Annotated in this window: 18 protein-coding genes and 2 tRNA genes; 9 read left to right on the top strand and 11 right to left on the bottom strand. The window is 72.1% G+C overall.

The genetic code is table 11. The features are described 5' to 3' along the window. Positions 1–58 precede the first annotated feature (58 nt). Positions 59–481, top strand: a complete 423-nt coding sequence (locus tag BFL37_RS06280; RefSeq protein ID WP_086514289.1) for a pilus assembly protein CpaE — start codon at positions 59–61, stop codon at positions 479–481. A 23-nt stretch (positions 482–504) separates the two neighbouring features. On the opposite strand, the gene BFL37_RS06275 is transcribed toward BFL37_RS06280, so the two are convergent. The 6 genes from BFL37_RS06275 to galU form a co-directional block, all read right to left on the bottom strand. Next, complete coding sequence (locus BFL37_RS06275) at positions 505–900, bottom strand: DUF3054 domain-containing protein (protein ID WP_172403753.1); 396 nt, start codon at positions 898–900, stop codon at positions 505–507. Between the two features lie 9 nt (positions 901–909). After that, positions 910–2,532: a DUF7059 domain-containing protein gene (locus BFL37_RS06270; RefSeq protein WP_086514288.1), complete on the bottom strand. Its 1,623-nt coding sequence runs from the start codon at positions 2,530–2,532 to the stop codon at positions 910–912. Between the two features lie 89 nt (positions 2,533–2,621). Further along, positions 2,622–2,694: transfer RNA gene (locus BFL37_RS06265), tRNA-Ala, on the bottom strand. A 69-nt stretch (positions 2,695–2,763) separates the two neighbouring features. Next, the gene (locus tag BFL37_RS06260) at positions 2,764–3,732 is read right to left on the bottom strand and encodes a hypothetical protein (RefSeq protein WP_086514287.1); all 969 of its coding nucleotides are present in this window, start codon (positions 3,730–3,732) and stop codon (positions 2,764–2,766) included. Between the two features lie 86 nt (positions 3,733–3,818). Then, positions 3,819–4,487, bottom strand: a complete 669-nt coding sequence (locus BFL37_RS06255) for a GNAT family N-acetyltransferase (RefSeq protein WP_086514286.1) — start codon at positions 4,485–4,487, stop codon at positions 3,819–3,821. A 57-nt stretch (positions 4,488–4,544) separates the two neighbouring features. Then, positions 4,545–5,441 (bottom strand): UTP--glucose-1-phosphate uridylyltransferase GalU, encoded by an 897-nt coding sequence (gene galU / locus BFL37_RS06250; RefSeq protein ID WP_086514285.1) that lies wholly within the window; start codon positions 5,439–5,441, stop codon positions 4,545–4,547. A gap of 40 nt (positions 5,442–5,481) precedes the next feature. On the opposite strand from galU, the gene BFL37_RS06245 reads away from it, so the two are divergent. The 3 genes from BFL37_RS06245 to mscL are packed head-to-tail and all read left to right on the top strand — an operon-like array spanning position 5,482 to position 6,982. Beyond that, a complete protein-coding gene (locus tag BFL37_RS06245) occupies positions 5,482–6,057 on the top strand; it encodes a 5-formyltetrahydrofolate cyclo-ligase (RefSeq protein WP_086514284.1) in 576 nt (191 codons plus the stop codon). 6 nt (positions 6,058–6,063) lie between these two features. Beyond that, entirely contained in the window at positions 6,064–6,471 is a 408-nt protein-coding gene (locus BFL37_RS06240; RefSeq protein WP_086514283.1) for an FmdB family zinc ribbon protein, read from the top strand. Between the two features lie 28 nt (positions 6,472–6,499). Continuing rightward, positions 6,500–6,982: a large conductance mechanosensitive channel protein MscL gene (gene mscL, locus BFL37_RS06235; RefSeq protein WP_086514282.1), complete on the top strand. Its 483-nt coding sequence runs from the start codon at positions 6,500–6,502 to the stop codon at positions 6,980–6,982. A gap of 49 nt (positions 6,983–7,031) precedes the next feature. Here mscL and BFL37_RS06230 read toward each other — a convergent pair whose 3' ends face one another. After that, positions 7,032–7,298, bottom strand: a complete 267-nt coding sequence (locus BFL37_RS06230; RefSeq protein ID WP_086514281.1) for a hypothetical protein — start codon at positions 7,296–7,298, stop codon at positions 7,032–7,034. Next, complete coding sequence (locus tag BFL37_RS06225; protein WP_086514280.1) at positions 7,298–11,023, bottom strand: DUF4011 domain-containing protein; 3,726 nt, start codon at positions 11,021–11,023, stop codon at positions 7,298–7,300. The genes BFL37_RS06230 and BFL37_RS06225 overlap by 1 nt, the downstream gene beginning before the upstream one ends. Positions 11,024–11,257: 234 nt before the next feature. On the opposite strand from BFL37_RS06225, the gene BFL37_RS06220 reads away from it, so the two are divergent. After that, a tRNA-Arg gene (locus BFL37_RS06220) sits at positions 11,258–11,329 on the top strand. Between the two features lie 76 nt (positions 11,330–11,405). Here BFL37_RS06220 and BFL37_RS06215 read toward each other — a convergent pair. Continuing rightward, a complete protein-coding gene (locus BFL37_RS06215; protein ID WP_086514279.1) occupies positions 11,406–12,518 on the bottom strand; it encodes a type I restriction endonuclease in 1,113 nt (370 codons plus the stop codon). Between the two features lie 107 nt (positions 12,519–12,625). Here BFL37_RS06215 and BFL37_RS06210 point away from each other — a divergent pair, with 107 nt between their 5' ends. After that, positions 12,626–12,946 (top strand): MazG-like family protein, encoded by a 321-nt coding sequence (locus BFL37_RS06210; RefSeq protein WP_086514278.1) that lies wholly within the window; start codon positions 12,626–12,628, stop codon positions 12,944–12,946. Beyond that, positions 12,933–14,708, top strand: a complete 1,776-nt coding sequence (locus BFL37_RS06205) for a DUF2075 domain-containing protein (protein WP_086514277.1) — start codon at positions 12,933–12,935, stop codon at positions 14,706–14,708. The genes BFL37_RS06210 and BFL37_RS06205 overlap by 14 nt, the downstream gene beginning before the upstream one ends. A gap of 16 nt (positions 14,709–14,724) precedes the next feature. On the opposite strand, the gene BFL37_RS06200 is transcribed toward BFL37_RS06205, so the two are convergent. Together BFL37_RS06200 and BFL37_RS14815 are read right to left on the bottom strand one after the other, a co-directional pair. Then, entirely contained in the window at positions 14,725–15,321 is a 597-nt protein-coding gene (locus BFL37_RS06200) for a hypothetical protein (protein ID WP_086514276.1), read from the bottom strand. A gap of 240 nt (positions 15,322–15,561) precedes the next feature. Further along, a complete protein-coding gene (locus tag BFL37_RS14815) occupies positions 15,562–17,175 on the bottom strand; it encodes a DUF4041 domain-containing protein (protein ID WP_086514275.1) in 1,614 nt (537 codons plus the stop codon). Positions 17,176–17,385: 210 nt separating this feature from the next. On the opposite strand from BFL37_RS14815, the gene BFL37_RS06190 reads away from it, so the two are divergent. Further along, on the top strand, positions 17,386–18,168 hold the full coding sequence (locus BFL37_RS06190; protein WP_086514274.1) for an L-threonylcarbamoyladenylate synthase: 783 nt from the start codon (positions 17,386–17,388) through the stop codon (positions 18,166–18,168). A 364-nt stretch (positions 18,169–18,532) separates the two neighbouring features. Next, complete coding sequence (locus tag BFL37_RS06185; protein WP_086514273.1) at positions 18,533–18,883, top strand: histone-like nucleoid-structuring protein Lsr2; 351 nt, start codon at positions 18,533–18,535, stop codon at positions 18,881–18,883. The last annotated feature ends 88 nt before the right edge of the window (positions 18,884–18,971 follow it).

Raw genomic sequence — 18,971 nt, 5'->3', positions numbered from 1 at the left:
CACACGCGTTTCCCCACCCGCGGAGGCGACGCCCGGGAGCGCCCGGCATACTGCACGCATGATCTCCACCGCGCATGCCACGACCCTCCTGGAGCTCGGCCTCGAGTGGAGCCCCGAGCCCGGCGACCGGTTCCGGATCCGCGGCCAGGGCTTCGAGTCCGACGTCTTCACCATCAGCGAGCTCACGATCGAGGCGCACGAGCACGCGACCGGCACCGTGCTCGGCTTCAACGGCACGACCGAGTGGGCGCTCGACTCCGTGGCGCTCGAGGACAGCCTGTGGCTGCCGCGCGAGGACCAGCTGCGGGCGCTGCTCAGCGGGGCGTTCCGGTCGCTCCGGCGCGAGATCGGCGGCGCCGAGGACGGCGCGCACGTGGTGCTCGTGGTGATCGACGGCCGGGAGGTCGAGCACCGGGACCTCGAGGCCGAGGAGGCGTACGCGAAGGCGCTCATCGCCGTGATGGAGGCCCGGGCCGCGTAGCCGCCGCCCTCCCCCCGCCCGGCTCAGGCGCGAGCGCGCCGGCGGACGACGAGAGCCGCGATGCCCCGCCAGCCGAGGAGCAGGACCGCCAGGATGATCGCCGTCGTGATGACGAACGGGATCACGACGCCCTCGCCGCTGAGCGCGCGCAGCACCATGCCGACCACGACCGTGACCGCCCACACGACGAGACCCTCGGGCACGACGCGGGACGGGCTGCGCCAGGCGCGGGCGACGATCCAGCCGACGAGGCCCGCCGCGAGGAACGGCCACGCGGTGCCGAGCACGCCGGAGGGCGCGAGGTCCTCGCCGTGGCTCGCACGGCCGATGAGGACGAAGACGACGATGAGCGCGGCGTCGAGGACGGCGGCGCGGACGATCTCGGGACGGGCGGCGCGGCGGGCGGTTCGGGGAGTCACCCCGCGATCCTAGGCGTCGCCCGCTGGACGGTCGGCCCCCGGGCCCGCAGCCGACGCCCCGGCCGGCAGCAGCAGGAACCCGTCGGCGACGAGCGCGCGGATCCGGGGCAGCAGCTCGGCGCGGAGGGCGCCCGCGTCCACCGCGGTGAGCTGCGCGACGGCGTCGACGATGGCGCCCACCGCGAGCTCCCCGTCGCACGCGCCGACGAGCGCCGCGAGGCCCGTGTCGAGCGGCACCTCGCGACCGAAGCCCGCGCCCTGGCGGAGCGTCATGACCGTGGGATCCTCCGCGCCCGGCCAGTAGTGCCGCTCCTCCGTGACGTCGCCGGCCACCACGAGCGCGAGCCCGGCGAGCGCACGGTCGTCGATCCCCGCGAGCGCGTCGTGCGCGGCGAGGGATGCCCGGAGGTGGTCGCCGAGGCCCGTCGGGTTGTGGCCGAGGCCGCCGTGCAGGCGCTCGAGGCGGCGGAGCGTGGGCGCGCCCGCGGCCGGGCGGCGGAGGGTCAGGTAGCCGAAGCCGACGCCGTCCACCGCGCGCGCGGCGAAGTCGTCGAGCCACGCGTCGACGAGTGCCTCGGACTCGGGCGTGCCGGCGCGCGTGCCGCCGTCGCGGATCCACGTCTCGGCGTAGAGCGCGGCGTCCTGCACCTCGCGCTCGACGACCCAGGCGTCGAGGCCGGAGCCGGTGCGCGCGGCCGCCCGGTCGAGCCAGGCCGCGACCCGCTCGAGCCCGGGCTCGCCCGCTCGGTGCTCCCAGTTGCCGAGGAGCTGCGCGACGCCGCCGGGCGCGAGGTGGTCGGCCAGGTCGGCGACGACCCCCTCGACGAGCGCGTCGCCCACGAGGCCCGCGTCGCGGTACTCGTACGCCGGCACGCCCTCGGCGCGCGGGGTGATCACGAACGGCGGGTTGGAGACGATGTGGTCGAACCGCTCCCCCGCGACCGGCTCGAACAGGCTGCCGAGCCGCAGCTCGATGGTCGTGATCCCGTTGAGCGCCGCGTTGAGCGCCGCGAACGCGAGGGCACGCGCGGAGATGTCGGTCGCCACGACGCGGTCGGCGTGCCGGGAGGCGTGCAGCGCCTGGATCCCGCAGCCGGTCCCGAGGTCGAGCGCGGAGGCCACGGGCGCGGAGATCATGAGGCCGCTCAGGGTGGCGGAGGCGCCGCCGACGCCGAGCACGTGGTCCTCGTCGAGGGCGCCGCCGGTGGCGAGCTCCCCGAGGTCGGACGCGATCCACCACTCGCCGACGCCGTGCGCGTCGATGAAGCCGTAGGGGCGGAGGTCGACGGCCGGGCGCACGCGGTCCCCGTCGACCTCGATCAGGCCGAGGCGCGCGGCGCCGTCGAGGCCCAGCGCCGGGAGGGCGGCGGAGAGGTCGGACGCGTCGACCGGATCGCTTAGCACGAACAGGGCCGCGAGCGTGGCGGCTGCGGGGAGGCCGTCCGCGGTGCGCGCGGCGGCGACGGCGCGGCGGGCCGGGATCCGGTTCCCCCGGTGCAGCGCCTGGCCGGCCGCGTCGCCCCAGACGTCGAGCGCCGACGCGAGCGTGAACGGCGCCGCCTCGAGGTCGGCGCGGAGAGCGCGCACCTCCGGGGTCGCGATGGTCACGGACGGGATCGCGGGGCGGGGCACTGGTCGATCTTAACCGCGGAGCGCCGTCGCCGGAGCCTCAGCGATGCTGTGCCCGGACAAGCAAAAACCCCGCCGGAGCGGGGTTCTTGTGGACCTAAGGAGATTCGAACTCCTGACCTCCTCGATGCGAACGAGGCGCGCTACCAACTGCGCCATAGGCCCTGACAACTCCACGAGACTACCACGTCACGGGGAGCCCTCCGAACCGCGCGGGCCGGAGACCGGGTCCGACTAGCCGACCGCCCGGCGGCGACGCAGCACCTCGTCGAGGTCGCCCATGCCGGGCTCGGCGTCGTCGACGATGCCCATGCGGGAGAAGCGGCTGTCGGGCGCGGTGCGGGCGGCGGGAGCCACCGGCGCCACGGACGCGGCGGGTGCGTCAGCCTCCTCCTCGGCGGACAGGCGGGCGACCTCGGGCTCGAGGTGCGCGCGACGCAGGGTCTCCTCGGAGGCGGCGGCGGCGCGGCGCATCTCCTCGACGGGCGAGAGCGGGGTGCGGGGCGCGCTGCCGGCACCGGGACGCGGGCCGGGCGCCTGCGAGCGCGAGAGGTAGAGCGGCTTCGGCACGGGCACGGGGGTCCAGGACTCGCCCTCCTCGCGCTCCGCGACGGGCTCGGCGGGCTGCGCGGTCTGCTCGTGGAAGTCGGTGAAGCCCGTGCGCGGCATCGGGCGGGTCTCGGGCGCCTGGAGGCGACGCGCGGCGGCGATCTGCGACATGCGCTGCAGGATCGCGAGCGACGCGAACGTGGCGAGGGACGAGATCACGAGCAGGGTCCACGCGCCGGCGCCCGCGACCTGGGCGATCCCGGCGATCACGCCCACGAGGGCGAGCGCGAGGACCGCGGTGGCGGCGAGCCGGGTGCGGCGGAGGCGCGTGGCGGCGGAGGGCGACGTTGCGGACACGGGGGCCACTTTCGGTAGGGCGCGCTGGGCGGCGGCGTCTCGCGCACGCGCGGCGGCTTCGGCTTCTTCGGCGGCCCGGCGGAGGGCGCGCTGCTGCTCGACGACGCTGCGGGCACGGGTCTCGGCGCGCACCGCGTCGGGGACCTCGGCCGTCTCGGCCAGGATCCGCAGGGTCTGCTGGAGGCGCACGGCGTTGCGCTCGGTCGCCATGTACTGGCGCCGGTGCAGCCACGTGGGCAGGAGGTAGGCGAGCCAGAGCACCGCGGAGAGCGCGATGATGATGCCGCCGGATTGCATGTCCCGAGGCTAGGAGGTCGGGTGCCTGCGACGCGGGAAGCGCGCCGCGTGTCCACGGTCGGACCGGCGCATCCGCAGGTGAGCGGTCAGATCCGGCGCTGCACGGCGAGCGGCGCGGCGGCCGCCTCGACGTCCGCGTCGGGGACGCGCGCCCACTCGGGATCCACGCCGCCCTCCTTCCAGCGCGCGAGCACGCTGGTGGACAGCTCCTCCACCACGAGGCCGAAGCAGAAGTGGTCCCGCCAGTCGCCGTTGATGTGGATGTAGCGGCGGCGAAGACCCTCGTACCGGAAGCCGAGCTTCTGCACGACGCGGAGGCTGGGCGCGTTCTCCGGGCGGATGCAGATCTCCATCCGGTGCAGCCCGAGCGTCGTGAAGCAGTAGTCGGTGGCGAGCGCGACGGCCGTGGGCGTGACGTTCCGCCCCGCGAACTCCTGGCCGACCCAGTAGCCGATGGTCGCGCTCGACAGCGACCCGAACGCGATGGACGACACGTTGAGCTGGCCGGCGAACTCGTCGTCGTAGTCGATCACGAGCGGCACGCCGAGGCCGGCGCGGGCGTTGGCCTGCAGCGACCGGATGCTCGCGCGCGTGTCGAACGCCATCGGCGCGTAGGGGCTCGTCGCCTCCCACTTGCGGAGCCACGAGCGGTTGTCGAGCAGCGAGCGCTCGAGGGCCCGCGAGTCGCGGAGCCGGATGGGCCGGACGGAGATGCGCCCGTCCCGCATGGTGGGTACGGTCTGCGGCACGTCCATGAGCCTAGGCCCGACCGGACGAGGCGGTGCGACCCCGCCCCGCGCCGCGGACGGGGATCAGCGCTCGAGCGTCCTGACGAACTCGGGCAGCCACTCGCGCAGGCCCTCGCCGAGGTCCTCGTGGTCGACGCCGAGCTGGACGATGGCCTTCAGGTAGTCGAGCCGGTCGCCGGTGTCGTAGCGGCGGCCGCGGAAGACGACGCCGTAGACGCCGCCGGTCCACTCGGGCGCGGCGGCCATCTTCTCGAGCGCGTCGGTGAGCTGGATCTCGCCGCCCTTGCCGGGCTCGGTCTTGTGCAGCACGTCGAAGACCTCGGGGCGCAGCACGTAGCGGCCGATGATCGCGAGGTTGGAGGGCGCGGTGCCGGCGGCGGGCTTCTCGACCATGCCGGTGATGCGCACGACGTCGTCGTCGTCGGTCGCCTCGACCGTGGCGACGCCGTAGAGGTGCGTCTGCGAGGGATCCACCTCGAGCAGCGCGACGACGGAGCAGCCGCGCTGCAGCTGGACCTCGATCATGCGGGAGAGGAGCACGTCGCGCTTGTCGATGATGTCGTCGCCGAGGAGGACGGCGAACGGCTCGCGGCCCACGTGCATCTCGGCGCGGAGCACGGCGTGGCCGAGGCCCTTGGGGTCGCCCTGGCGGACGTAGTGCATGTCGGCGAGGTCGGTGGACTCGTTGACCTTGCGGAGCTTGGCGTCGTCGCCCTTGAGCTGGAGGGTGGCCTCGAGCTCGGCGTTGCGGTCGAAGTGGTTCTCGAGGGCGGTCTTGTTGCGGCCGGTGATCATGAGGACGTCGTGCAGTCCCGCGCCCACGGCCTCCTCCACCACGTACTGGATGGCCGGGCGGTCGACGACCGGCAGCATCTCCTTCGGCATCGCCTTCGTCGCGGGAAGGAATCGCGTTCCGAGTCCCGCGGCGGGGATGACGGCCTTCGTGATGTGGGTGACCATGCGATCGAGCGTAGCGGGCGAACATACCTAGACTCGAACCATGCCGAGCGAAGTCGGGAACGAGAAGAGGGCCCTGCGCGCCCAGCTGCGGGAGCGTCGTCGGCAGATGACCTCGACCGAGCGCGAGGAGTCCGCCCACGGGCTGACCAGCCGGCTGACGGAGCTCGTGGCCAACCACGACGCGAGCCGGGTGGCCTGCTACCTCTCCACGGTCGACGAGCCGACCACCCGCCCCTTCCTCCAGTGGCTGCACGCGAACGACAGGCAGGTGCTCCTCCCGGTGTCGCGCAACGACGGCCTGCTCGACTGGGTCGTCAGCGACGGCACCGAGACCGAGGGCCTGTTCGGGCTGCCGGAGCCGGTGGGCGAGCTGCTCGGGCCGATCGCGATCAACGACGTCGACCTCATCGTCGTGCCCGCCGCGGCGGTCGACCAGGGCGGGATGCGCATGGGCTGGGGCCGCGGCTACTTCGACAAGACCCTCGGATCGATGGAGGCCTGCCCCCCGGTCTACGCTGTGGTGTTCGACGCCGAGTTCGTCGACGAGCTCCCGCGGGAGAAGCACGACATGCCGGTCGACGGCATCGTGACCCCGACCCTCATCCACTCCTTCTAGGGACCCATGCCCACGTACTCCTACCGCTGCACGGTGTGCGGCAACGCCTTCGACATCGTCCAGGCGTTCACCGACGACTCCCTCACCGAGTGCCCCGTCTGCGGCGGCAAGCTCCGCAAGCTCTTCGCGGCGGTCGGCGTGAGCTTCACCGGAAGCGGCTTCTACCGCAACGACTCGCGCACCGAGGACGCGGCGAAGCGGTCGCGGTCGTCGTCCGGGTCGTCCTCGTCGGCGAAGTCGGGCGACCCGTCGTCCTCCTCGTCGTCCGACTCCGGGTCGTCGTCATCCGGATCGTCGGACTCCTCCGGGTCCTCCGGTTCCGGCACCGTCGGCCAGGGCTCCGGTACCGTGACCCCCAGCACCCCCTCCGGTCCCGCGTCCTCGGGCTCCGGCTCGTCCTCGCCGTCCACCTGATCGGGCGGCCCGTCCGACAGGAGCACCCGTGAAGGGCTTCAAGGAGTTCATCCTCCGCGGCAACGTCATCGACCTCGCGGTCGCGGTCGTCATCGGCGCGGCGTTCACCGCGATCGTGACGGCCATCGTCACCTCGGTCTTCAATCCGCTCATCGCGGCCTTGTTCAACGCGTCCACGCTGAACGACGCGTTCAAGGTCGACATCCCGACGGCGTCCGGCGAGACATCGACGCTGCTGTTCGGCGCCGTGCTCGCGGCGCTGATCAACTTCCTCATCGTCGCGGCCGTCGTGTACTTCGCGCTCGTGCTGCCGGTGAACCACCTCAAGAAGGCGGCGTTCGCGAAGCAGAAGGCCGAGGAGGAGGCGACGCCGAAGGACGTGCCGCCGACCGAGGCCGAGCTGCTCATCGAGATCCGCGACCTGCTCGCCGGGAAGGCGTCACCCGAGGGGGCGCACACGATCCCGTCGTCCAGCGGCCAGCACGTGGCCGAGCCGGGGAAGCCCGCCTAGGCCGCGACACGCGTCACCGCACGACCCGACCGCCTCCGGCGTCGACCCGTCAGCCCCAGTGGGGCGGGCGGTCGAGCCGGAGGCGGTCGTCGTTCGCGTCCGAGGCGGCGGGCGCGTCACCCCAGCCCTGCGGCGCGTCCTCGGCGGCGGGCACCGCGGGGACGCGCGCGGCCGCCTGCGGGGTGGGGTCGGATCCGGGGACGGGCGCCGTCGACGCTCGACGCGACCGGCGGGCCGGGCGGTGCTCCCCCGCGGGCGCGGCGTCGTGGGCGTCCGTCGCGTCGCTGCCGCCGTCCGCCGCGCCGCGTTCGGGCATCACTCGGCCCGGTGCGCGCCGGCCTGGACCTGCACGGGCGCGGTCACGGGGTGCGCGTCCGAGATCGCGCCGAGCGCGGTGGCGATGCGGCGGGCGACGGCGTCCGGATCCGCGAACAGCTCGAAGGAGTGCACGCGGAGGTAGTGCCAGCCGAGGCGCTTCAGCATCTCGGGGCGCAGGCGCAGCGACTCGCGGAGGCTCGTCTGGTTGACCACCGGATCCGTCTCGATCGCGATGGCCCGGCCGCCGTAGGACGCGACGAGGCCGAGCTTGTCACGGTGCCCGAGCGCGGGCGCGAGGCCGAGGCCCTCGAGGCGGCGGGCCAGGTCGACGAGCATGGCGTCGCCGTCGTCCGGGATCGGGTCCTCCTTGAAGCGGGCCTCCGCCTCCGAGAGGATCTGCGCGAGCGCGACGATGCCGTGCTTCATCCGGTCCTGGTCGATGTCCGAGGGCTGGAAGCAGGAGACGACCACCATCGAGCGGCGGGCGCGCGTCATCGCGACGGCGAGCAGGCGCTCCCCACCGGGCGCCGCGAGGGCGCCGAAGTTCGACAGCACGCGGCCGTGCGGGGTGCGGCCGTAGCCGACCGAGAAGATCACCCGGTCGCGGCTCTGCGCCACGCACTGCTCGAGCGTCGCGACCATGAACGGCTCGGCGCGGTCGCCGATGAAGAACTCGGTGACGTCGCTGCGCTTGGCCGCCGCGTGGAGCACGGCCTGCTGCACGCGCACGGCGTGCCGGGCGCTCGCGGTGATGACCATGAGGGACTCGCGCGGGCGGTGGCTCGCGTGGTCGAGGACCAGCTCCACCACGCGGATCACCTCGGCGTCGACGCTCTCGACCGCGCCGGTGTCCTCGTCGGGCATGCCGTGGCCGTCGGCGACGAAGTCGAGCGACAGGCTGCCGTGGCCGAGGAAGGTGCCCGCCCACGGGAGGGACTGGATGCGGCCGCCGTAGAAGCGCCGGTTGACGAGCTCGGCCAGGTCCTCGCCGCCCGCGCGGTAGCTGCGCGTGAGGGAGAGGGTGGGCAGCAGCTCGCCGAGGCGCGCGAGCGCGGAGTCCGCGTGGCGCTCCTCGAGCGTGGAGTCGTCGTCCGCGAGCTGCGGCGTCGAGCGCTCGGGCTGCGGCACGACCGCGATGGTGAACGGCGACGGCGTCTGCGTGACGGGATCCCCGAACACGACCGTCTGCTTGCCGCGCCGGATGCCGCCGAGCGCCTCCGCGAGCGTCATCGCGCCGGCATCCACGAGGAACACGGCGTCGAACGGCATCTCGTCGGTGATCGCGGGCACCTCGTACGGCGACGCCAGCCACACCGGCGCGATCGTGCGCGAGAGGTGGGGTGCGGAGTGGTGGAGGGCCGCGGCGTCGACGGGGGCGGATCCGCCGAGCAGCTGGCGCAGGTGGTGCGCCTCCTCGGGCCAGTCGACCACGCCGATCTTCCACGTCTCCGCGAGCTGCCAGGCGAGCAGGCCCGCGCTGGCGGTGGCGTGCGCCTCGTCCACGAGGCGGAAGTCGGACTCGAGCCGGTCGAGCACGCTCGTGTTCGCGTTGAGGAGCGCCTTGTCGCCCGCGAGCATCTGCTCGAGCACCGACTGCCACCACGCGAGCTCGAGCTCGGCGGCCACGGACTCCTGAGGCACGTGCCGGTCGGAGAGGTCGCGGAGCAGCGGATCCAGGTCGAGGCGGCGGAGCTCCGCCAGCAGGGAGGTGCGCTCCTGCAGGTTCTGGAGCACCTCGCTGTCCTCGGCGAGCTGGGCGACCTTCTCGCGCAGCTCGTCGACGGGGAGCTCGCCGAGCGGGGTGGGGCGGGTGAGCATGCTCAGCGGCTCGTCGAGCACCTTGAGGTCGGCCGCGACCTCCTGGTAGCGCACGTGCACGTCGGAGATGCCGCGCGGGACCTCGGGGGTGGAGCCGACCGCGACGTAGCGCTGCCACAGAATCCGCTGCTTCTGGATGGCCTTGAGGCTCTCGTGCATGTCGGAGATGTGGACGCCGGGGCGCACGTACTCGCGCGCGAGCTTGCGGAGGCGACGGCGTGTGATGCTCGTCATCTCGGGGGCGTCGCGACGGGATCCGGTGGCCGCGATGATCTCGCTGAGCGACCGGTCGAAGACCACGGGCTGGAACTTGTCGAGCGTCTCCCGCACGTCGAGGAGGAGGCGCAGGTACACGCCGAGCTCGTCGATCGACCTGTAGGCCCGCATGCGCGTCTGGCCGACGAGCTCATCGGCGCGCTCGAGGAGGCGCGGCAGGCCCTCGGCGGACAGCGACTTCGCGAGGTCGTGCGCGTGCGTCGCAGCGGCGCTCGTGGGGAAGTTCGCGCCGTACCAGGGAGAGTCGCCGGGTCCGTAGCGGAACTCGCCGAGGCTCGCGGCCTTGACGAGGGAGGCGGCGGCGCTCGCGCGGTCGTGCGCGATGGAGACGACGGCGTCGCGGGTGAGGCGCGCGGTGGTGGCCGGCGGATCCGGCAGGAGGGCGAGGCGGGACAGCTCGCCGAGCGCATCCAGCACGGAGACGCCGAGGTCCCTGTCGGGACGGCCGAGCGCGAAGCGGTAGTCGAGCAGCACGTGGCGCAGGCGCACGAGCGCGTCGTCGACCTCGGCGGTCTGCGCGGGAGCCGCCTTCTCGTTGCGGACGATGGACTGCACCACGTCGCGCTTCAGCGACTTCGGCGCGACGGCGAGGCCGGGCAGGCCGACGTCGGCGAGGCGCTGCCCGATGCCCTTGAGCGAGGACGCGCGCGGGCTCACGACCAGCACGCGCTTGTTCTGCGCGACGAGGCAGCCGATGGAGTTGACGATGGTCTGCGTGCCGCCGGTGCCCGGGAGCGTCGTCACCACGAGCGAGTTGCCCGCGTTGATCTGCGCGATCACGTACTCCTGCTCGGGATCCGCGTCGAGCAGCAGGGTGTCGGTGACGGGCGGGCGCTGGTCCTGCGGTATCGGATCAACGGGCGCGTACGCCTCGCCCACGCCCCACTTGGCCGTCGGGTTGCCGGCGATGGCGTCGATGACGAGGTGCTCGAGGTCCTCCGCGTCCTCGGCGAGCGCCCGGCCGACCTCGGCGAACGAGGAGACGACGAGGCGCGGCTGCACGGAGAACGCGGGCAGGTGCGATGTCAGGCCGCGGAGGCGGTCGATGACGGGCTGCGGCTTGAACGCGCCGTTTTGCACGGCGAGCGCGACGAAGGAGTCGGCGTCGAGCGTGATCTGGAACTGCTCCTCGAGCGCGCGCGCGAGCGCCGGGTTGAGGAACGGCTGGCCCTTGAGGCGCACCTCGTAGTCGCTGCCGTGGCGGCGGATCGCGAGCGGGCGCAGCAGCACCGGGGCACGGAACTGCTCGTCGGCGAAGCGCCACTCCGCGAGGCCGATGGCCAGGTGGATCGACTCGATGCCCCGGGCCGAGACCAGCTCGATGCCCTTCTGCGTGATGCGGTTCGCGGCCTTGCGGGCGCTGCGGAGGGCGAGGTCGTCGCGGATCAGGGACGACAGCAGCGTCGTCTTGCCCGTGATGAACTGCGCGAGGCCGCCCGGGTGCGTGGTGCTCAGCTCGATGCGCGAGCCCGGCGCGTCCACGAAGTGGAGGAGGGGCGAGGTGCCGCCGATGCCGGCCAGCTGCTCGCGCCACTCGCGCCAGCGGGGCTCGGCCACGTTGCCGCTCCCCAGGTGCACGTCGCCGACCCGGAGGTCGTGGGGGCTGGTGCTGTTGTGGGAAGCATTCACGTGGGGGTCCTCAAGAGGCTCGGCGGCGAACCCGGAGAGCAGGTCGTCGTCGTCGTCGGATCGTTCATTGGCACGCCACACCCGGCAACAGTACGACGCGTCGGGTGGGGAAACCGGCAGGCGGGGCGGCGCGGGGCCGGATCTGCGGGGGCGCGCCGATCCCGTCTCGGCCCGCGGCTCCGCGCGATCGGGCCTCGGCCGGCCGGGCTCCCCTCCGCTACCATGGGCCGGTCAGCCTCTGTAGCTCAATGGAAGAGCAGTTCCGTCCTAAGGAAAGGGTTGGGGGTTCGAGTCCCTCCAGGGGCACCCTCCGCTCCGCCGACCTCCGCCTACTGTCGCCGCTGTCGCCCGCGGCGCGCTCTCCCGGCAGCCCGGCGTTCGCCTAGGCGCCGACCGGCTCACCCGCGTGAACGCGGATGGCCTCCCTGATCGCGTCGGCGTGCGCGTAGATCTCGTCGAGCGATCCGATCGGGTGCCGCGTCTCGACCTTGTGCGCGTCGAAGAGCCCCAGGTACTTCTGCTTCTTGCCGTTGAAGTGGAGGCGGGCGATGGGCTTGCGGTTGTTGTCGTCGAGGAGGATCGCGAGGTAGGACTTCGCATCGCGGTGCACCACGCGCTGCGGCTTCACCTCGCTGCAGGCGATGGCCTTGACGATCTGATAGCCCTCGAGCTCCTCGAGCGTCGTCTCGATCTCGGTGTCACGGTCGAGGTCGGCCTCCACGATCTCCTCGCTGGTGATCGCGTCGGCGGACGGGGTGGTCGGCGCCGAGGGAAAGGCGGGCGCGCCGAGCGCAGTCTTCAGCCGGTCGTTGACCTGCTCGTTCAGGTACTGCTTCGACGCCTTGCCGACGAGCGTCGTGAACTGGTCGCGCACCTTCTCGGTGAACATGCCGTCGTAGACGCGGCGGGTGAGCAGCTTCACCCACTCCGGGGTCGGCTCACGGAACTCCGCCGCGATCGCGCGCTTCAGCGCGCCGACGTACTTGAGCTCCCCCGCCGCGCTGATGATCGAGTCGAGGTCGAACACGTCCTTGGTGAGCTTCATCAGCTCGGGCAGCAGGGTCTCGTCGATGTCCGCGAGATCCAGCACGAGGAACGGCTTCTCGTCCATGCGGTTCGGCGCGTCGAGGTCCGTGTAGAAGTGGTAGACCTCGCCGTTCGTGAGCACCGCGATGCGCGCGTTCGTCACGGCGAAGTAGCGGAAGAGCTGCGACGCGTGCTCGATCTTGAGCGGCTCCGTCGACTTCTTGCACTCGATGAGGATCTGCACCTCGCCGTCGCGCATGATCGCGTAGTCGATCTTCTCGCCCTTCTTGAGGCCGAGGTCCGCCGTGAACTCGGGGACCACCTCGAGCGGGTTGAAGACGTCGTATCCGAGGATCGTCGAGATGAACGGCATGATGAACGCGTTCTTCGTCGCCTCCTCCGTCTGGATGGCCTCGCGCTGGTTGCGGACCTTCAGGGCCAGGGCGGCCAGGCGTTCGGCGAATTCCATGTGGACTCCCTCGTCTCGGTGATCCCGACGATACGGATGCCCATGCGCGCTCATGGAGACGCGGGTGCCCCCATCTCGGGCCTGGGGCCGCCTGCTACCGTGACCGCATGGCCAGCCGAGACGTGCGCGAGGAGCTCGCGGCGTTCGTCGCGGAGCGCGATTGGGCGCAGTTCCACACGCCGGAGAACCTCGCGAAGAGCATCGTGATCGAGGCGGGCGAACTGCTCGAGTGCTACCAGTGGGATGCCGACGGCGACCCCGCCCAGGTGAAGGCCGAGCTGGCCGACGTCCTCACCTACTGCCTGCTCCTCGCCGACCGGTTGGACCTCGATCCCGATGAGATCGTGCGGGAGAAGCTGATCCTCACGCGGGCCAAGTACCCCGCCGACAAGGCCCGCGGACGCAGCACCCGGTATGACGCACTTTGACGTCCGTCGCGTCGCCCTATCCAGCGACGCGGTCACCCGGTGGGGAGCGGAGCATCCGCGCAACTCGAACTGGCCGGTGGTCTACGTACTCGACGGTCCACCCGCGGGGAAGCAGGCGAGGGCTCGCGCGCCAGACGACCTCTACGTGGGAGAGTCGCTGCGGGCTGCCGCACGCCTCGCCCAGCACCTCAAATCCGACGCACGCGGACATCTGGCGACCGCCCGGGTGATCGTCGGCGAGAACTTCAACAAGTCCGTGTGCCTGGACTTCGAGTCGAGGCTCATCAACCTCTTCTCCGGAGACGGCGTCTACACCATCCTGAATCGCAACATCGGGATCACGAACGCGGACTACTACGACCGCGTCACCTACACCGCGGAGTTCGAGCGGGTCTTCGAGGAGCTGCGAAGCGAGGGGCTCTTCCAGCGTTCCATCGCAGAGATCGAGAATGGCGACCTCTTCAAGCTGTCCCCGTTCAAGGCGCTCTCCCGCGACCAGGAGGTCGCCCTGGAGCAGGTGCTCGAGGGGCTGGTGTCCGACCGGCAGACGGGGGTCCAGAGCTCGACGGTGATCCAGGGCGAACCCGGCACCGGCAAGACCGTGCTGGGGATCTACCTGCTCAAGCTGATCGCCGACATCGGGCGGCTCCCGGTCGACGACGCGCTCGACAGCGACTCCGTGTTCGCTGACTTCTTCCTCGGCGAGAATCGCGAAGCGCTTCAGAGGATGCGCACGGGATTCGTCATCCCCCAGCAGTCCTTGCGGGAGAGCGTGAAGAAGGTGTTCACGCGGACGCCCGGCCTGCAGGGGGTGCAGGTGCTGACGCCCTTCCAGGTCGGCGAGAGCGCAGGCAGCTTCGACCTCCTCGTCGTCGACGAGGCGCATCGCCTGAACCGCCGGGCGAACCAGGCCTCCGGGCCGCTGAACCGCAAGTTCGAGGACATCACCGTCGCCCTCTTCGGGGAAGACGACAAGCGGAGGACGCAGCTGGACTGGATCCGCGCGAAGAGCACGCATCAGATCCTCATGATCGACCCCGCGCAGAGCGTACGACCCGCCGATCTCGACGCGGCCACCATCGACGGTGTCATCGCAGAGGCACGACGCCATCGCCGCTGGCAGCCGCTCATGTCGCAGATGCGCGTGAGGGCGGGGACGGACTACATCGGACACATCAGGCGCATCCTCGGTGCGACGCCGAGCTCGCATCAGGAGAGACCGCTGACCGCCGACGCTCTCGGCGATTACGAGTTCCGGATGTTCGACGATGCGGGCGACATGCACGCGGCCATCCGCGGCCGCGACCGGGAGCACGGGCTCGCGCGCATGGTGGCGGGGTACGCATGGGAGTGGGTGTCGAAGAAGGATCCCAGTGCGTTCGACATCCGGATCGGCGACTACCGCGCGAAGTGGAACAGCACGCAGCGCGACTGGATCGCGTCGACGAACGCGCTGGATGAGGTGGGCTCGATCCACACGGTGCAGGGGTACGACCTGAACTACGCGGGCGTGATCATCGGGCCGGATCTCCGGTACGACCTCGAGGGCGGCCGCCTGGTCATGGATCGGGACTCCTACTTCGACAAGAAGGGCCAGGAGAACAACCCGACGCTCGGCATCACCTTCTCCGACGACGACCTGCGGCTGCTCATCAGCAACATCTACGCCGTGCTCATGACGCGGGGCATCCGCGGGACCTTCGTCCACGTGGTCGATCCCGCGCTACGCGAGCACCTGCGGCCCCATATCCCCACGATGTAGGACGGATCGGTGGGGCTCACTCGCCCTCGGTGCCCGCCTCCCGGCGCTTCCGCTCGATCGCGTCGCGGTACTCCTGCATGCTCCGCTCCCCGGCACGGCGGCGGATCTCCTCCACGTCGGGGGCGAAGGTCTCGCGGGTCATCTCCTTCAGCTCGGCGTACTTCCCGTCGAACTCGTCCTGCGTCATGCCGGGCTCCCACGGGCGCAGCCAGGCGATCTCAACGGCCTCGACGGCCGCCCACGCCGCCCCCATCGCCGCGCCCACGGCGAGCGAGCCGCTCATGGGCCAGCCCAGTGCCACCACCCCGACCAGCGCGACCATCGGGGGCACGAGCGCGAAGTCCCACCCGCCCGGCGACGACAGCTTCCGACGCCGTGCGAAGGGATCCTCGACCAGGACCTCGATCAGCGCGCCGACGCCGACCGCCACGGCGACGAGCGCCACCAGGACACCGGCCCCCCGCGACGGGACGACGGGCAGGAGGGTCGCCAGCCATAGGAGCAGGAGCACCACCGGCGCCTTGACCAGCCCGAGGACGAGATGTCCCGACAGGGGCGCCCACAGGCCCGGCGGTTCCCAGGAGTCGGGGTTGCGTGGTCGGCCGTCTGTCATGCCGGTCACGATGCTCGCAGGCGCGGAGCCGATCCGCGCGCGCTCCCCCCAGCGCTCCGCCCCGCGCGCCCGACGGGGCACTCTGCACGCCGCGCCCACTCCGGGCGGATGCCTGCGCCTCGGCGACCCTTCGTGAGACCCGAGGAGCATCCATGGCTTCCACCGCACCCGACGACCACGCGCTCGCGCGGGTCCCGCAGGAGGCGCGCCACCCCTGGTTTCCGATCGCGACCCGGCGCGTCAGGCCGCCGGCACCGCCTCCGCCCCGTCGAGCGCACGGCTGGCCCGGTACTCCTCCGCCGCCGGGTGCAGGGCGAACTCGACGATCTCCACCGCGTGCGCCTTCAGGGCGTCGAGCACCTCGTCGGGCGTGACGTAGAAGAACTCGCGGCGGAGGTTGATCCGGTTCACCCGGTGCTCCGCGAAGGTCCGGTGCAGCATCGCCTCCACGCCCACGGCGTCGTCCGCGAAGAACAGCGCGTGCACGTCGAAGCGGAACGGCACGGACGCGTCGCCGAGCTCGACCACCCGGTCCATGGGCTCGAGCCGTCGGGTCATGCCGATCTTCACCATCCGCTCGCCGAAGGCGCCGACGTTGGAGATCACGTAGACGTAGCCGGCGCGCACGTTCGCCGCGCGGTAGTCCACCTCGACGAGCGCGCGGTCGACGTCCTCGATCCTGTCCCGCATGCGCGCCGCGCCCTCGACGTCGCCCTTGCTCTCGAGCGCCGCCAGGGTCGCGGCGTAGTGGGCGCGCTCCTTGTCGAGGCGGTCGTGCTCGGCCTGCAGCTCGGCGGACGCCTTCGCCTGCTCGCGGAGCTCCGCCCGGCGCTCCCGCTCCATCTCCTTCTCCGCCTGCAGCACGCGGAGGTGCGTGCTCGCGAGCTGCAGCTCCTCGAGCCGCAGCTCGTGGTACCCGTCCTCGATGCGGAGGTCGATCATCGTGCCGCTCCGGGCGATCTGCTCGGCCGCCCGGGTGAGCCGCGTCTGCGCGACGTGGAGGTTGCCCGCCTTCGTCGCCTTCAGCGCGTTCTCCGCCTCGGCGTTGTAGGCGCGCAGCAGCACCTTCGACATGTCGCTCACGAAGCGCCGCCCCTGGGCCTCGGATCCGTTGAACGTGAACCCGGACGTGGCGGTCACCGCCTGCTTGTCCCGGACCCGGTTCTTGATCGTGTACCTCAGCGCCTCGAGCCGCGACGCGAGCTCGGCCGAGGACTCCGCGGGGTGCTCGTAGTCGAACAGGCCGACGCTCTGGAGGTCGGCCTTCGTGGTCACCTCGACGAGCTCGGCGCGAGCGGCCGTCAGCTCGGCGTCGACGGCGCGGCGGGCCTCGATCCGCTCGTGCACGGCCTGGTCCACCGCCTGGAGCTCCGCCTCGGCCCGGCGCCGCGCCGCGTGGGCCTCCGCCTCCGCCTGCGAGCGCACCGCCGCCGCCTCCGCGTCCGCCTGGGAGCGCACCGCCGCCGCCTCCGCCAGCATCCGATCGCGCTCCTCGCGCGCCGCCGCGACCAGCGCGGCCGCCGCCTCGGCCCCGGTCCGTCGGGCCCCCTCGGCATCCGCCTCCGCCTGCGCCCGGTAGTCGTCCGCCTCGGCGAACTCGCGCATGCCGTGCCGCCGGATCAGCTCCTCGAGCTGGGCGATGTGCGCCTCCGCGTACGCGACGCGCTCCCGCGCCTCGCGCTTCGAGAGGCGGTCGACCGGCGTCGCCTCGGCCGGGATGGACCCCGGATCCGGCTCCGGTGACTGAGGCGCGACCTCGGGCCTCGGCTGCACGTGCTCGGTCCATGCGGCGCCGTCCCACCAGCGGACGTAACGGGGATCCTGGTCGTCGTACCAGCCGGCGGCAGCGCTCATCCCCTCAGGCTAGGCAGCCGCCGCAGCCCCGAGGAGCCCCCGTTCGAGGCGACGCCGGCGCCCCCTGTGGACGCTCGCCCGCCCCGCCGCGCGGCCGCGCCTACCGTCGGTCCCACTGCTCTCCCGCCGCACGCGCGGCCAGGCGCGCCCCGGACCGACGCAGGTGCGCCCCGACGGATCCACCCCGACACGCACGAGAGGCACGCGCCCATGACCGACACCACCCGCACGATCCCCTGGGACGGCACGCTCGACGAGCGCGCGGCCCGGGCCCTCGAGGCCCCCGGAGGCCTCGTCGTCGCCGCCACGAAGGTCGGCTACATCCTCATGACGACGGACGGCACCGGCCTCGAGCGCAAGTTCGACGCCAAGCAGCGCAACCGCGACAAGCCGGGCGTGGTGCTCTGCACGAGCATCGAGCAGCTGGAGGAGCTCGCGGTGCTGAATGACGAGATCCTCGCCTTCTACCAGGAGCACTGGGACGCCGACGTGCTGCTCGGCTGCATCCTCCCGTGGCGCGAGGACGCGAAGCACCTCATCCCCGACGAGGTCGCCGGGGAGCTCGCCATGGACCGACGCGGGACGAGCTGCTTCGTGATCCGCTTCGGCCGCCCCGCGGAGCAGCTCGCCGAGCGCCTGTGGGAGAGCCGCCGCCTGTCGTTCGCGAGCTCGGCGAACCCGTCCGGCAAGGGCAACCGCGGCCGCGTCGAGGGCATCGGCGAGCGCATCGAGCAGCAGGCCGACCTGATCGTCGCGGCCGACGACTACGTCGCCTCCATCCAGCCGGGCCTCGACGAGACGAGCCGCCACGAGCAGGGCGTGATGGTCTCCATGGTCGACGCGTCCGGCGCGCTCATCCCCGAGCAGCACGGCGAGCGCTCGGTCACCCCGAACCCGACGCTCATCCGCCGCGGCCTCGCGGTCGACGTCATCATGTCGGCGCTCGCCCGCTCGTTCCCGTCGTGGGACTACCGCCACGGCGAGTACTACTGATCCCGTCCGGATCGACGCAGGACAGGGCCCGCGGAGCACGTCTCCGCGGGCCCTTCCGAGTCCGTGCGGCCGAATTCGTGGTCCGCCCCGCGTAATTCCTTATGTGAGGAGATAGCAGGACATCGCTCCGCGATATGCGTGCCGCGCACCGCGGACGCGCTCGGGAATGGCGGACGACAGCACCCCCGGACGGGGCGGAATGCGCCCGGAGAGGACGCGGAGACGATTCGCGAGGCCGCCCTCCCGGGGATTCTCGGGGAATTCCGACGCCGATTCACGCGTGATGTCGGATTTCGCGGGCCGGACGGGTATCGTGGCTCTCGCCGCATCATCTGATGCACCATCTGCAATGAGAGGAAGAGACGTGGCTCGCAAGGTTGTCACCACACTCGTCGACGACATCGACGGCGTCGTCATCGAAGAGGGAAAGGGCGAGACCGTCCCGTTCGCGCTCGACGGCGTGAACTACGAGATCGATCTGAGCGACGCCAACGCCGCCAAGCTCCGCGAGGCGCTGGACACCTACGTCGACCGCGCACGCCGCGTCGGCCGCGCCTCCACCGGTCGCTCGTCGGGTACGCGCCGCTCCTCCTCCAGCGCGCCCAAGGAGGACCTGAGTGCCGCTCGCGAGTGGCTGCGTGAGCACGGCCACAAGGTCTCCGAGCGTGGCCGCATCTCCGCCGACCTGCTCGAGGAGTACCGCGCCAACAAGTAGGCGACACGATGCGCGCATCGCGCGCAGCACTTGCGAAGAGGGCCGATCCGCCGCAGGATCGGCCCTCTTCGTCGTCCGGCGGGTCCGC

The organism is Clavibacter michiganensis (genome assembly GCF_002151125.1).
In the GTDB taxonomy this organism is placed as follows: Bacteria; Actinomycetota; Actinomycetes; order Actinomycetales; family Microbacteriaceae; genus Clavibacter; species Clavibacter michiganensis_C.
This window is presented reverse-complemented; position numbering and strand designations above follow the sequence as displayed.

Excerpts from the sequence above, each read along its gene's own strand:
- BFL37_RS06240 (WP_086514283.1), top strand. The coding sequence starts at position 6,064 with ATGCCCACGTACTCCTACCGCTGCACGGTGTGCGGCAACGCCTTCGAC.
- BFL37_RS06200 (WP_086514276.1), bottom strand. The coding sequence starts at position 15,321 with ATGACAGACGGCCGACCACGCAACCCCGACTCCTGGGAACCGCCGGGC.
- BFL37_RS06230 (WP_086514281.1), bottom strand. The coding sequence starts at position 7,298 with ATGCCCGAACGCGGCGCGGCGGACGGCGGCAGCGACGCGACGGACGCC.
- BFL37_RS06190 (WP_086514274.1), top strand. The coding sequence starts at position 17,386 with ATGACCGACACCACCCGCACGATCCCCTGGGACGGCACGCTCGACGAG.
- BFL37_RS06210 (WP_086514278.1), top strand. The coding sequence starts at position 12,626 with ATGGCCAGCCGAGACGTGCGCGAGGAGCTCGCGGCGTTCGTCGCGGAG.
- BFL37_RS06260 (WP_086514287.1), bottom strand. The coding sequence starts at position 3,732 with ATGCAATCCGGCGGCATCATCATCGCGCTCTCCGCGGTGCTCTGGCTC.
- BFL37_RS06280 (WP_086514289.1), top strand. The coding sequence starts at position 59 with ATGATCTCCACCGCGCATGCCACGACCCTCCTGGAGCTCGGCCTCGAG.
- galU (WP_086514285.1), bottom strand. The coding sequence starts at position 5,441 with ATGGTCACCCACATCACGAAGGCCGTCATCCCCGCCGCGGGACTCGGA.
- BFL37_RS14815 (WP_086514275.1), bottom strand. The coding sequence starts at position 17,175 with ATGAGCGCTGCCGCCGGCTGGTACGACGACCAGGATCCCCGTTACGTC.
- BFL37_RS06245 (WP_086514284.1), top strand. The coding sequence starts at position 5,482 with ATGCCGAGCGAAGTCGGGAACGAGAAGAGGGCCCTGCGCGCCCAGCTG.
- BFL37_RS06205 (WP_086514277.1), top strand. The coding sequence starts at position 12,933 with ATGACGCACTTTGACGTCCGTCGCGTCGCCCTATCCAGCGACGCGGTC.
- BFL37_RS06255 (WP_086514286.1), bottom strand. The coding sequence starts at position 4,487 with ATGGACGTGCCGCAGACCGTACCCACCATGCGGGACGGGCGCATCTCC.
- BFL37_RS06215 (WP_086514279.1), bottom strand. The coding sequence starts at position 12,518 with ATGGAATTCGCCGAACGCCTGGCCGCCCTGGCCCTGAAGGTCCGCAAC.